Annotated in this window: 10 protein-coding genes; 2 read left to right on the top strand and 8 right to left on the bottom strand. The window is 36.8% G+C overall.

Features of this window, described 5'->3' with window-relative positions:
- Nucleotides 1-55: 55 nt before the first annotated feature.
- The 3 genes from CPS_RS17370 to CPS_RS17360 all read right to left on the bottom strand — a co-directional run bounded on the left by CPS_RS17370 (nucleotide 56) and on the right by CPS_RS17360 (nucleotide 4,920).
- Entirely contained in the window at nucleotides 56-418 is a 363-nt protein-coding gene (locus CPS_RS17370; RefSeq protein WP_011044632.1) for a PilZ domain-containing protein, read from the bottom strand.
- A 196-nt stretch (nucleotides 419-614) separates the two neighbouring features.
- On the bottom strand, nucleotides 615-2,294 hold the full coding sequence (ettA, locus tag CPS_RS17365; RefSeq protein WP_011044631.1) for an energy-dependent translational throttle protein EttA: 1,680 nt from the start codon (nucleotides 2,292-2,294) through the stop codon (nucleotides 615-617).
- Nucleotides 2,295-2,469: 175 nt separating this feature from the next.
- Complete coding sequence (locus tag CPS_RS17360) at nucleotides 2,470-4,920, bottom strand: leucine-rich repeat domain-containing protein (protein ID WP_011044630.1); 2,451 nt, start codon at nucleotides 4,918-4,920, stop codon at nucleotides 2,470-2,472.
- Between the two features lie 537 nt (nucleotides 4,921-5,457).
- Here CPS_RS17360 and CPS_RS17355 point away from each other — a divergent pair.
- Both CPS_RS17355 and CPS_RS17350 read left to right on the top strand, forming a co-directional pair.
- The gene (locus tag CPS_RS17355; RefSeq protein ID WP_011044627.1) at nucleotides 5,458-6,165 is read left to right on the top strand and encodes a substrate-binding periplasmic protein; all 708 of its coding nucleotides are present in this window, start codon (nucleotides 5,458-5,460) and stop codon (nucleotides 6,163-6,165) included.
- Nucleotides 6,166-6,348: 183 nt separating this feature from the next.
- A complete protein-coding gene (locus CPS_RS17350) occupies nucleotides 6,349-6,927 on the top strand; it encodes a hypothetical protein (RefSeq protein ID WP_011044626.1) in 579 nt (192 codons plus the stop codon).
- Nucleotides 6,928-6,956: 29 nt separating this feature from the next.
- Here the strand turns inward: CPS_RS17350 and CPS_RS17345 are convergent, their stop codons facing one another.
- The 5 genes from CPS_RS17345 to tkt all read right to left on the bottom strand — a co-directional run bounded on the left by CPS_RS17345 (nucleotide 6,957) and on the right by tkt (nucleotide 13,848).
- Nucleotides 6,957-7,841 (bottom strand): DUF481 domain-containing protein, encoded by an 885-nt coding sequence (locus tag CPS_RS17345; RefSeq protein WP_011044625.1) that lies wholly within the window; start codon nucleotides 7,839-7,841, stop codon nucleotides 6,957-6,959.
- Between the two features lie 139 nt (nucleotides 7,842-7,980).
- Entirely contained in the window at nucleotides 7,981-9,045 is a 1,065-nt protein-coding gene (gene fba / locus CPS_RS17340) for a class II fructose-bisphosphate aldolase (protein ID WP_011044624.1), read from the bottom strand.
- A 439-nt stretch (nucleotides 9,046-9,484) separates the two neighbouring features.
- Nucleotides 9,485-10,660: a phosphoglycerate kinase gene (locus CPS_RS17335; RefSeq protein WP_011044622.1), complete on the bottom strand. Its 1,176-nt coding sequence runs from the start codon at nucleotides 10,658-10,660 to the stop codon at nucleotides 9,485-9,487.
- A gap of 68 nt (nucleotides 10,661-10,728) precedes the next feature.
- Nucleotides 10,729-11,748, bottom strand: a complete 1,020-nt coding sequence (gene epd, locus CPS_RS17330) for an erythrose-4-phosphate dehydrogenase (RefSeq protein WP_011044621.1) — start codon at nucleotides 11,746-11,748, stop codon at nucleotides 10,729-10,731.
- 111 nt (nucleotides 11,749-11,859) lie between these two features.
- A complete protein-coding gene (tkt, locus tag CPS_RS17325) occupies nucleotides 11,860-13,848 on the bottom strand; it encodes a transketolase (RefSeq protein ID WP_011044620.1) in 1,989 nt (662 codons plus the stop codon).
- Nucleotides 13,849-14,018: the final 170 nt, after the last annotated feature.

Below are 14,018 nucleotides of genomic sequence, written 5' to 3'. Positions count from 1 at the left end.
AATTTTTACTAATTTCAACTTAAACTAAAAAACAGGTATAATCAATAGCTTAACCTTACTTTGTACGTGATAACTGACCCAGTTCTTTATTAAGTTGTTCGTTATTACCTAGATTGAGTTCAACCAAACGACGTAAATGAGTAACACTGTCAATATCAATAGCATTACATTGCAAACCTGTTTCGTTTTTTTCTTCGTGAACAATGGCAATGCTCATGTTCACTTCTGATTCTTTATCTGATAATAAAAAGTGTAAGGTACCGACTTTACCTTTTAACGGTTGTTCACTCTCAATAGCGGTAACTAAAGCACCATTAAGTGATATATCATGAATAGACACATGGTATATATTTTTTTCAATTTTTAGCTCTGCTTTTATTGAAAATAAAATACGAGTAAATTGTCGTCTATCATCCATGTCTATTGTCCAACCTGACTAATGACTTTTGTCATCGATTGGCTTCAGCATAGTCTCATTTTATTGAAAAGTAAAAAATTATTGGGCACAAAAAAGCCAGCTAAAATCAAGTTTTAACTGGCTTTTATCGGTAAACTCATTAACAAATCACAGCAAAGTTACTAACGTACTAACAACGGCTGTTTTTATTTAGTGTTTACCCTATTTTTTTGTATTTAATTCTGTGTGGTTCTGTTGCTGCAGGGCCTAAAGTTTTCTTCAACCATGCCTCATAATCAGTAAAATTACCTTCAAAGAAGTTGATTTGACCTTCATCACGGTAATCTAAGATGTGAGTAGCAATGCGATCAAGGAACCAACGGTCATGTGAAATAACCATGGCACAACCAGGGAACTCTAATAATGCTTCTTCAAGCGCACGTAGAGTTTCAACATCTAAATCGTTGGTTGGCTCATCGAGCAGTAATACGTTACCACCCGTTTGTACAAGCTTGGCTAAATGAACTCGGTTACGTTCACCACCGGATAGCTCACCAATGATTTTTTGTTGATCGTTACCTTTAAAGTTAAAGCGACTAACATAGGCACGACTCGGAATTTCAAAATTACCAATTTGTAAAATGTCATGACCTTGAGAGATTTCTTGATAAACGGTTTTGCTGTTATCCATGTCATCACGGAACTGATCAACACTAGCAAGCTTAACCGTATCACCCAGCACTACATTTCCAGAGTCAGGTTTTTCAGCACCAGACATCATTTTAAAGAGTGTAGATTTACCTGCACCGTTTGGACCAATAATACCGACAATAGCACCTTTAGGAACACTAAAGCTTAAGTCATCAATAAGTACTCTATCGCCAAATGATTTGGTTAAGTTATTAACATCAAGTACCTTATCGCCTAAACGAGGTCCAGGTGGAATGTAAAGCTCGTTAGTCTCGTTACGTTTTTGATGATCTTGGCTATTAAGCTCTTCAAAACGTGCCAAACGGGCTTTGCTTTTTGATTGACGCGCTTTTGGATTTGAACGAACCCATTCAAGTTCTTGCTTAATGGTTTTTTGTAATGCACTTTCGGTTTTACCTTCTCGTTCAAGACGTGCATCTTTTTGCTCTAACCACGATGAGTAATTGCCTTCATAAGGAATACCATGGCCTCTATCAAGCTCTAATATCCAACCAGCAACGTTATCTAAGAAATATCTATCATGGGTGATAGCTACTACAGTCCCAGGGTAGTCATGCAGGAAGCGCTCTAACCATGCAACAGATTCAGCATCCAAATGGTTGGTTGGCTCATCGAGTAATAACATGTCTGGTTTTTCAAGTAATAAGCGGCAAAGTGCAACACGACGTCGTTCACCACCACTTAGTACGGCAATTTTTTGATCCCATTCTGGTAAACGTAATGCATCAGCAGCACGTTCTAAAACGTTATCAATATTATGACCATCTTGTGCATTAATGATATCTTCGAGATCGCCTTGTTCTTTTGCTAGGGCGTCAAAGTCAGCGTTTTCTTCAGCATATTCGTTATAGACTTGGTCTAAACGGGCCATAGCGTTTTTAACTTCAGAAACAGCTTCTTCAACGGCTTCACGTACTGTTTGATTTTCATCAAGTTGAGGTTCTTGTGGTAAATAACCAATTTTAGTTCCCGCTAAAGCAACCGCATCACCTTCAAATTCAGTATCAACACCCGCCATAATACGAAGCAAGGTAGATTTACCCGAGCCATTTAAACCTAATACACCGATTTTAGCGCCAGGGAAAAATGAAAGTGATATATCTTTTAAAATAGTGCGCTTGGGTGGGACTACTTTAGAAACGCGATTCATCGACATGATGAACTTATCTGGTAGTGGCTGAGCCATGTAGATACCTTTTTATTTGGAGGAAATTATAATTACGGTTATTTTAGGGCAATCATGAGGGGATAAGCAAAATAAACTTGTATTTTACTGAAATGAATTAAATAAACTTTAGAGGGCAAAAGGAGCCTGTGGGTGGTTAGGCTCCTTTAAAGTGTAAACTTTGCTTGTGGTAGCGTTAATAATAAATTTTTAGACCATTAATTCCATTTAAACTATCTAAATAATCCTTGGTGACATTCGTTAATGGATTATCAGTCAGGCGAAGGTACTCTAGTGCATCTAGCCCCGTTAAGTCTATTTGGCTTATTTTATTACTTGTAAGCTGTATTGACCTTAGGTACTTTTTATTACTTAGGTTTATTTCTTTTATTTGGCTACCTCCCAAAGTTAAAGATTTTAATAGATTTTGTGAGTCTAAGTTGATTAGTGTTAATGGATTAGCGGTTAGCTGTAAATTTTCGATCTTTTCATGGGCACTTAAATCAATGTCAGTTATCCCCCCTTCATTAATTACTAACGTCGTTAGCTCAGTATGTGCGGTTAAATTAATGTATTTTGCTTGGAAGTAATTAAAAGCTAAATAATCTAATTTTAAGTCAGGAAAAAGTTGTATGGTTTCAGGTTCAATATTATAAGAAGCGAAGGAAGTTAACTTGGTAAGATTTGTTAAGTTAAAGTTTTCTAAGTTACCCTTACTTATTGATAAAGTATGTAATTTTTTTTGCGCACTTAAATCAAGGGTTGTTAGTGGATTGCCATCTATGTGTAAAGAAAGCAAGTTGCTTTGTTGACTAAGGTCGATAGTTGATAGATTTAGATTACTCAATCTTAAATTAGACAAACCTGTTAACCCGGCTAAGTTAACTTCAGATAGATTATCATTCGAGCCTAAATTTAAGCTTTCTAGTTGTACTAGGTTACTTAAATCTATACTTGTCAGTTCATTATTCCATAAGATTAAATTTTTTAATTGTGGTTGGGCAGTTAAATCGATAGTTGTGAGCTTAGACTCTGTAAGGTCTAAATCTGTTATTTTTAATGGGGTGCTAAGGTTAATGGCTGTGAGATAATTATTCCAAATAGAAATACGGCTGAGTTCAGGCTGTGAAGATAAATCAAGCTCAGTAATTTGGTTATTGTCTATTGAAAAAGATTGTAGTTTTGTTTGATTCTTTAAATCTATCTTAGTTAGTTGGTTATCATCCAAATTGAGCCCTGTTAAAAATGTTTGAGTACTCAAGTCGACTTCTGTTAATCGATTATTGGATAAATCTAAACCAATTAAAAGTTCTTGGACACGTAAATCGACTCCTGTGAGTAGGTTATTGGATAAATCTAAATCAATTAAAAGTTCTTGGACACGTAAATTGACTTCTGTGAGTAGGTTATTGGATAAATCTAAATCAATTAAAAGTTCTTGGACACGTAAATCGACTTCTGTGAGTAGGTTATTGGATAAACCTAAAAGAATTAGCAATCTTTGGGCACGTAAATCTATGTCTGTTATCGGGTTATCATTCAAACGTAAGTGAGTTAACAATGGTTTAGTACTTAAATCGACTTCTGTTAGTTGATTGTTGGATAAAGCTAAATTAGTTAACAATTTTTGTTCACTTAAGTCGACTTTTGTCAGTTGATTGTCGGATAAAGCTAAATCAGTTAACAATTTTTGTTTACTTAAGTCGACTTTTGTCAGTTGGTTATTGGATAAATATAAATGAGTTAATAGTTTTTGTGCACTTAAATTAACTTCTGGTAGTTGGTTACCATCTAAAGCAAGATTAGTTAGTTGTGTTTGAGCTGCTAAATCTATTGAAATTATTTGGTTATTTGTTATAGACAAATAAGTTAATAAGACTTGATTCACTAAGTTTATGCTGGCTAAATTATTATCATGGAGCTCTAGATCTGTTAATAAAGTTTGCTTGCTCAAGTCTATTTCAGACAATTGATTACGGCTAAGCCAAATAGTTTCCAACCGTATTAAAGCACTCAAATCTATAGTTTTTATCTGAGTATTGATAAGTGTTAATGTCTTTAGTTCAGTAAAGTTTTCCAAACCTTGTGTTGACGAGATATTTTGATCACGACAGTCAATTTGTCTAAAATTTACCGATTTATGCAAATTTGCTTCCTTAGCTATATTAAAAATACAGCTTTTGAAGTTCTCATTTGCAAAAACTATGTCTTCAATATCACTTTCTAGGGCATGCAAGCGAATGATTATATTTTTAGTAGTAAGTGCGTTGTCGTCATCAGTAACTGTCAGCTCAAAAGTGAGTTGCTGGTCTTCACTCACATTAGGGGCGGTGAAGGTTAATGTACTTGAATCTGTTTCGCTTAAGTCAACGATAAGCCCTGATTTCTGTTGCCATAGATAACTGATAATTTCACCATCACTGTCCTCAGCTAAAGCACTAACAGTAATGTCACTATATTCGATGACTGAGTACTCGTCATTTAAGGTAATAACGGGCACTTCGTTAACTGATGGTAGCGTTACTGGAGGAATGACTTCTACCTGGTTAGCTTCGGGGCTTTCTTCACCACTTCCACCACAAGCAGTAAGAGTGATGACTAAAAATGAGAATAGTAATGTTTTGAAAATGGAGAAATGAATTGACAATGACTTATCCTTCCTTGAATAATATTTATTAGATTTTAGAGAGTAAAATACCTGAGGAATATATCAGAATACCTGATGGTTGTAACTTGATTTAATTGGACTATTTATCAGTTTCTGTGTAGGGAATTAATGTGGTATGCAAGAGGTGATAATAAGGTGTATTCTCAGTCTAAACGCGTGCGCTTGGGTGGAACTACTTTAGAAACGCGATTCATCGACATGATGAACTTATCTGGTAGTGGCTGAGCCATGTAGATACCTTTTTATTTGGAGGAAAATATAATTGCGGTTATTTTAGGGCAAAGCTGGATTGATTAGCAAAGTAAACTTTGTTTTATTGTCCTAAACACTGAAAAAGGAACTCATTAAGTAATAGTTCTTTTAAATAGAGAGATTGAGGTAGTTCTCGTTAGTTCTCTAAAATGAAAAAATTAGTTTTTTGTGAACGAAAGTTTAATACTTTTAATGTGGATGACAATTTAAATGATACAATTTATTATATTGATTTAACACATTAAACCTAGATGTAGAGTTGCAATGAAAAATTCTCTGTTAATTATATTTTTACTTCTTTCTTTTACTGCACGGTCCAACGAAGAAGAGCTAAAAGTGGTAACAGAAGATTGGCCGCCTTTTATTTTAAAGGGCCAGGAAGTCTCAGGAATAGTTACCAGTAATATAAGGGAAATACTGGCATACACCGATATTAAATATTCGATAGATGTCTATCCATGGGCAAGAAGTTTTCATTTAGCAACAACCAATCCTAATATACTTATTTATTCCATTTATAGAACAAAGCAGCGAGAGTCAAAATTTCATTGGTTTTGTCCCCTCTATAAATCCACCCCAATTCATGTGTATAAACTTGCGTCGAATGAGATCAATATAGATTCTCTAGAGGCATTAAAAACAAGTGTGGTAGGTATCATGCGTGGAGATAATAGCCACAGTTACTTTCTACAACAAGGATTTCAAGAGGGAGTGAATCTAGATATATCTTCTAATGAAGAAACAAACCTGAAAAAATTAATTAAAGGGAGGATAGATGTTGTTATTCAGTCTAAAGAATCACTAAACTATCGCTTAGGTTTACTTGGAGCAGCAGATTTGAATCTTATGTCAGGCTTAGAAATATCAAAAGGTGAAAGTGCTGAGCATTGCATGGCACTGAGCCTTGGAACTAAACCTGAAACAATTAATAAAATAAAAAAAGGATTCGAGCAGTGGCAAAAAACTCAATAATAATGTTTTGATTATTCCACTTTTTTTATTTACTACAGTTCTTTACGCCAAAGTTACGATTTTCAACAGTTACACTATTCTGTGACGCTAAAATGGTAGTCAAAATCAGTACCTAGTTAATGTGAAAAAAAAGTTGTTACATTAACAGTGCTTCAAGACCCAATATCATTTTAAGAAACGACAATGAATTCGTATATTACTATAACTATTACCACTTTATCACTATCGGGTTGCGGCTCTATAGGGGCATACACAGAAAGTCATACGGAAACAAAGGTGAGTTTTTCTGAGTACAGCGCTCACACGAATAATTATCTTAAAAAGCAAACCCGCTTAAAAGTGGCCCAAACTGGTTTGGTTTCTGGCAGTACTTTATTATATTCCGCTCAGGGCAGTAACTCACCAATTAGTACTGATAAAAATAGTTTCAATGTAACTTATCCTCTGTGGATAAATGAGTCAGAAGTTGATGATGTTGAGTATGCTATAGATAAGTACCGCCAATGGCAAAAACAGGAAACTCCTGATAAATACCTATTAACTTTACCAATCAATGAATACGTCTCCCAATGGATGAATGGTGTTACTTTCAAGTTTGGTTTGTATAGCACCAAGCAAGGAAGAGACTTTCTTAGTGTTTGTTATGAATTTAGTGAGTCAGGAACTTGCACTTTTACTTATATGATTGACGAGCAAAGTGTTGAGCTATTATCTAACGATTTACAGAAATTTAAGTTGCATTCATTTGAGTTAGGCAGCTAATAATATTAGCTGCACAACTCGTTAGGTCATTAAAAACTATAAATAAGTACCGCAGAAGTTTCTGTGTTTAAATTCTCTTTATCATCATCTACTTTGGAGTTGTAATCGATAATAAAACTAAGCTTAAGCTGCAGTGAATCAATTAATTTACTAGTAATTGATGTTTCAGCTTTATAAATACTGTTTTGCCCCTGTTCAATAGCGTGTTTGACCACGAAAAGTTGCTTAAACTCTATATGCTCATTTATTTTTCTTATATACAGGGCTTGTGCTTGTAAAATAAGGGTATCTTGGGTTTTACTCTTCATGCCCGTTTCTATTTCTTCAGGGGTAACTTGGGTAATATCCCTCTTAAAGCCGGGACCTATATCGGCATCAAAACTAGCTTCTTTATTTTCAAACCAACGGCGACCCCAACCGGTTGAGATTGATGCTTGTGAATCAAAACCAGAAAATCTATTTTCTTCATAAAAGACACTGCCATAGATATAGTTTTGTTTTATAGCATCAAGGGTGTAGTTAGTTTGCGAAGTAATACTCCACTTTTGATCGGTCGTTTCAAGGTTTTTTTGAATGACATCGCTACTCACTTCACTCTCAGTTTCAGTTTTTTTCACTAACAAATCAAAAACAAAGAAACTTCGCCAAAGGCCTCTTTCAAAACGTAAGTCTAAGCCTGTTTTAATATCGGCACTGCGGGTATTACCTGTCAAATAAAGTAAACCTAGCTCTGCTGAGGCGGTAAATAAAGTGCCAGATGCAGGTTGTTGGGACTCATCAGCTTTTTCAAGACTAAATAATATGTCTGAAGCATTAGCCGAATTTGTCCCTGCTTTTTGCTCTTGAGCATAAGACAGCGTAGGAAACGCACAATAGATTGAAAAAATGGGTACTAGAATAAAACGAGAAAACATCTTGAAAAAATTACTTAATAGAAATGAAACGTGATTATATTAAGCGATTATACCTAACTACCTTATTTTTTTCGAGCATAAAAAAAGGGCCTAAGCCCTTTTAATTAATAGTTTTTGTAACTACTTTGTATCGATGATGTTACTTGATGAGTGCTTTAAGCTCACCACTTTGGTAACGATCAAACATGTTATCAAGGCTTATCGGCTTGATTTTGCTGGCATTACCTACAGTATTAAATGCTTCATAACGCGCTTTACAAATGTCGTACATAGCATTAGTCGATACTTGTAAAAATTTACGTGGATCAAATTCACTTGGATTTTCTGCCAAGAAACGACGAATAGAACCCGTAGCCGCAAGACGTAAATCAGTGTCTATATTGATTTTACGTACGCCATTTTTAATGCCGTGTTGAATTTGCTCAACAGGTACACCGTAAGTTTCAGGGATCTTTCCACCAAACTCATTAATAACAGCCAACCAATCTTGTGGTACAGATGAAGAGCCATGCATTACTAAGTGAGTATGTGGAATACGTTGATGAATTGCTTTAATACGATCAATCGCTAAAATATCGCCTGTAGGTGGACGTGTAAACTTGTAAGCACCATGAGAAGTACCACAAGCAATAGCCAATGCATCTACTTGGGTTTTATTTACAAAGTCAGCAGCTTCTTCAGGGTCTGTTAACATTTGTTCTTTAGTTAATACACCTTCAGCGCCAACGCCGTCTTCTTCACCAGCCATGCCTGTTTCAAGTGAGCCTAAACAACCTAACTCGCCTTCAACAGAAACACCACAAGCGTGTGCCATTTCAACAGTGCGACGTGTTACGTCAACATTGTATTCATAACTACTTGGAGTTTTACCGTCATCCATTAATGAGCCATCCATCATTACTGATGAAAAACCTAATTGGATTGAACGTTGACAAATCGTAGGAGAAGTCCCGTGGTCTTGATGCATAACTACTGGAATATGTGGAAACTCTTCAATAGCAGCTAAAATTAAATGGCGTAAAAAAGGCGCGCCGGCGTATTTTCTGGCACCTGCAGATGCTTGCATGATGACAGGGCTATCAGTATCACTAGCGGCAAGCATGATTGCACGTACTTGCTCTAAGTTATTTACATTAAATGCTGGAATACCGTATTCAAATTCTGCCGCATGATCGAGCATTTGGCGCATTGAAATTAAAGCCATTTACTTACTCCTAGATAAGTTTTTGTTGCTAAGGTTGAAAGTTTTTATTCAGATAACAAAATTATAGCAAATAGCACCTTTATCTGACAGGATAATTTACTTAAAGTTGATTTTAAAACACTAATAGATGGAAAAGCTGAATTTTGTGCGAATATTACAAGATACACTTGTTTTACAATCTATATTAGTGGTTTTTCCGAGATTGTGATTGTAAGTTTACTACAATTGCATTGCAAGATGTTTCGATTGTATTTCGATTTTATTTCGTTCTTGTTTCGTTTTGGTCTTACTTGTCAGGTTTGTATTTCGTTTTGCTTTCTTTTTCTTTTAATATAAATATTTTAGCTATTAAAAAACGAGTGCCTTGAAAAGAGACTCGTTTTTTATTTAGTTCCAATAGTCGCTAATTGTTAGCGACCATTAGTCATTAGCAATGTTATTATTTAGCGCGTTGCTCTAATATTTCTACTGCTGGTAATTTCTTGCCTTCTAAGAATTCTAAGAACGCTCCACCACCTGTTGAGATGTAAGAAATTTTATCGGCAATTTCATATTTATCAACAGCGGCTAAAGTATCACCACCACCAGCAATTGAGAAGGCTGAACTATCAGCAATAGCTTGTGCAATCACCTTAGTACCTTCACCGAACTGATCAAATTCAAATACGCCAACAGGGCCATTCCAAACTATGGTACCAGCGTTAGCGATAATTTCAGTTAACGCTTTTGCTGTCTCAGGACCAATGTCAAAAATCATTTCATCAGCAGTGACTTCATTGACCGGTTTTAAGGTTGCAGTTGCAGAAGCTGAAAACTCAGTGGCAACAACAACATCACTAGGTACTGGGATATCACCGTTGTTTGCTTTCGCTTGTTTAGTTAAACGAGTTGCCTCTTCAACTAAATCAGCTTCATATAATGATTTTCCGACGTTATGACCATCTGCTGCAATAAAGGTGTTAGCAATACCACCGCCAACAACAAGTTGATCAACAATGCCTGCTAAAGAATCAAGCACAGTTAATTTAGTTGATACTTTAGAGCCACCAACAATTGCCACAAGTGGTCTTGCAGGATTATCTAAAGCCTTACCTAATGCTTCTAATTCACCAGAAAGCAATGGACCAGCACAAGCAGTCGCGGCAAATTTGGCTACGCCATGAGTACTGGCTTGGGCACGATGAGCAGTACCAAAAGCATCCATAACGAAAACATCACATAATGCAGCTAACTTTTTAGCTAGCGTGTCATCATTTTTCTTTTCACCCAGGTTAAAGCGAATGTTTTCAAATACGACTAATTCACCAGCAGCAACATCTACACCGTCTAGGTAATCAGTGACTAAGCGAACAGGGTAGTTTAATGCTGCACTTAAATAATCAGTTACAGGTTTAAGTGAAAATTTCTCTTCAGGTTGTCCTTCAGTTGGACGACCTAAATGAGACATAACCATAACTTTTGCGCCAGCTTCTAGTGCAAGTTTAAGTGTAGGTAATGCAGCGCGTAAACGAGCATCTGAAGTGATTTTACCATCGGTTACAGGTACATTTAAATCTTCACGAATTAATACGCGTTGGTTGGCTAATGTTAGATCAGCCATTTTGATAATCGACATTGTTGTCTCCTGTTTTCACTGTCGGTGAATTATGTGAAATATTGTCTATAAAATTTAGTAACTTGTTCTTAGTTTTCTGCTTGATGCATTGCCATAGCAGTATCTAACATGCGATTGGCAAAGCCCCATTCATTGTCACACCAAACCAGCATTTTAATTAAACGCTTATGGCTGACTCGTGTTTGATTACCATCGACGATACAAGAATGAGGGTCATGATTAAAATCGACCGAAACCAGTGGCTCTTCGGTATACGATAATACGCCATACAAATCATGGTTACTGGTCGCGGCTTGTATCGCTTGATTGATGTCACAAATGCAAACATCATTATTAACGGTAAGGCTTAAATCCATTGCGGTAACATTGATTGTAGGTACGCGAACGGCAATCGCTTCAAAGCGGCCTTTAAATTTTGGTAATATTCGTTCAATACCCGCAGCTAGTTTAGTATCGACTGGAATGATTGATTGGCTTGCTGCACGAGAGAGGCGTAGATCTTTATGATAAGCATCAATGACTTGTTGATCATGCATTGATGAATGTATGGTGGTGATGCTACCACTCTCAACGCCGAATGCTTCATCGATGACTTTAATCACGGGCACTATACAATTTGTTGTACAGGAGCCATTTGATACTACCCTATCACTTGACGTTAATGTTTGATGATTTATGCCGTAAATGATGGTTGCATCAATATCTTGGCTGCCCGGGTGAGAGAATAAAACTTTCTTAGCGCCTCGATTAATATGGCTTAAACCATCAGCTTTATTGCCGTACTTACCGGTACAATCAAGGACAATATCAATATTTTGTTGCTGCCAAGGTAGGCTATTTAAGTTACCAATATGCGTTAATGCTATTTCATCACCATTGATAATTAATTGGTTTTCTTTCTCACTAACACTGAAAGGAAATCGACCATGCGTACTATCATACTTTAATAGATGTGCTATGCCTGAAGCAGGTGCTAGTTCATTGATTGAAACTAAGGTGAATAAATCTGTCTTGCCACTTTCATATAGCGCTCTAACTACGCTGCGACCGATACGGCCAAAGCCATTAATGGCAATTCTAATTGTCATGATTTTACTGCATTTATGGATGGTGTTAATCGATAAGCTAGTAATAACTTATGGGATAATGCGAACTAACACTGCTATTTTCAACAGTGGTAGTTCGCTTAACTCATTTGCTTATAGCTTGTTTACAGTATTTACAACATTGTCTACAGTGAAACCAAAGTGCTCAAGTAATACATTACCTGGAGCTGATTCACCAAATGTTGTCATACCAACAACTGCGCCACTAAGACCAACATATTTAGCCCAGAAGTCAACATGTGCTGCTTCAATAGCGACACGTTTAGTTACGCTAAACGGTAATATAGCTTCTTTGTAGTCGCTGCTTTGCTTATCAAAAACATTCGTTGAAGGCATAGAAACCACACGCACTAGTTTACCTTGTTCAGTTAATGCTGTTGCTGCATTAACTGCCAAAGCAACTTCAGAGCCTGTAGCCATTAAGATAACATCAGGTGTGCCAGCACAATCAACTAAAATATAAGCGCCTTTTTCAATATCGCTTACTTGCGTTTGAGTACGACTCATTGCAGGTAAACCTTGACGTGAAAATATTAACGCTGTTGGCGCTTTTTGGCTTTGAACAGCAGCTTTCCATGCAACAGCAGACTCTGTTGCATCACATGGACGCCAAGTCGTTAAGTTTGGTGTAGTTCTTAAGTTAGTTAACTGCTCAATAGGCTGATGCGTTGGACCATCTTCACCTTGACCAATAGAGTCATGGGTATAAACAAAGATATTTTGAATGCCCATTAATGCCGACATACGAACCGCATTACGTGCATATTCCATAAACATCATGAAAGTCGCACCGTAGTTAACAAAACCACCGTGCAATGAAATACCATTCATTATGCTACTCATACCAAATTCACGTACGCCGTAAAAGATATAGTTACCAGCAGCATCTTCTTGAATACCTTTAGAGCCAGACCATAACGTTAGGTTTGAGCCAGCTAAATCGGCAGAGCCACCTAACATTTCAGGTAAAACGCTACCAAAAGCTTCAATCGCATTTTGTGATGCTTTACGTGAAGCAATGTTTTCACTGCTTTCGTGACACTGTTGAATGAAAGCATTTGCTTTTTCTTCAAATTCAGCAGGTAATTCACCTTTAATCACACGACGTTCATATTCGCTTGCAAGACCAGGGTGTGCTGCTTTATAAGCGGCAAATTTGTCATTCCAGCTCACTTGGCTCGCTTGACCTTTTTCTTTTCTATCCCATTGCTCATATATGTCACTTGGAATATCAAATGGAGCATGTGACCAGTTTAAAAATTCACGTGTTGCGGCAATTTCGTCATCACCTAATGGTGCGCCGTGACAGTCATGAGTACCTGACTTATTTGGTGAGCCAAAACCAATGATAGTTTTACAACAAATCATACTTGGCTTATCAATGACTGATTTAGCTTCTTCGATAGCGTGAGTAATTGCTTGAGGGTCATGACCATCAACACAAATAACATGCCAGCCGTAAGATTCAAAACGAGCAGGGGTATTGTCAGTAAACCAACCTTCAACTTTACCATCGATTGAAATGCCATTGTCATCCCAAAAAGCGATAAGTTTACCTAGACCTAAAGTTCCGGCTAGTGAACAAGACTCATGAGAGATACCTTCCATTAAACAACCATCGCCTAAGAAGCAATAAGTGAAATGGTCAACAATCGCATGATCTTCACGGTTAAACTGTGCTGCTAACGTTTTTTCAGCAATAGCCATACCCACGGCATTGGCAATACCAGCACCTAATGGACCCGTCGTTGTTTCAACACCTGGTGTGTAACCGTATTCAGGATGACCTGGGGTTTTTGAATGCAATTGACGGAATTCTTTCAAATCTTCAATAGATAAATCATAACCCGATAAATGCAATAGTGAATAGATAAGCATTGAGCCATGGCCGTTTGATAAAATAAAGCGATCACGGTCGGCCCAGTTTGGGTCAGTTGGATTATGCTTTAAAAAATCACGCCATAATACCTCTGCGATATCGGCCATACCCATAGGTGCACCAGGGTGCCCTGATTTTGCTTTTTGTACGGCATCCATACTTAATACACGGATAGCATTTGCTAACTCTTGACGCGATGACATAGTAGCTCCAGATCTTATAGTCTTGAAAGAATAAAAATTGCGCGTATTTTCGCTTACCAGAGCACGTAGCGCAAATTATATTATGGAATTCTTTATATTATTTTGTATAGAGGTTAATTATTCAGATACTATAGTTGAAAGCTAAGATGAATATTTACAATTGATTAACG

The sequence above is a fragment of the Colwellia psychrerythraea 34H genome, assembly GCF_000012325.1.
In the GTDB taxonomy this organism is placed as follows: Bacteria; Pseudomonadota; Gammaproteobacteria; order Enterobacterales; family Alteromonadaceae; genus Colwellia; species Colwellia psychrerythraea_A.
Note: the sequence above shows the minus strand (reverse complement) of the source record. Positions and strands in the feature narration are given on the sequence as shown.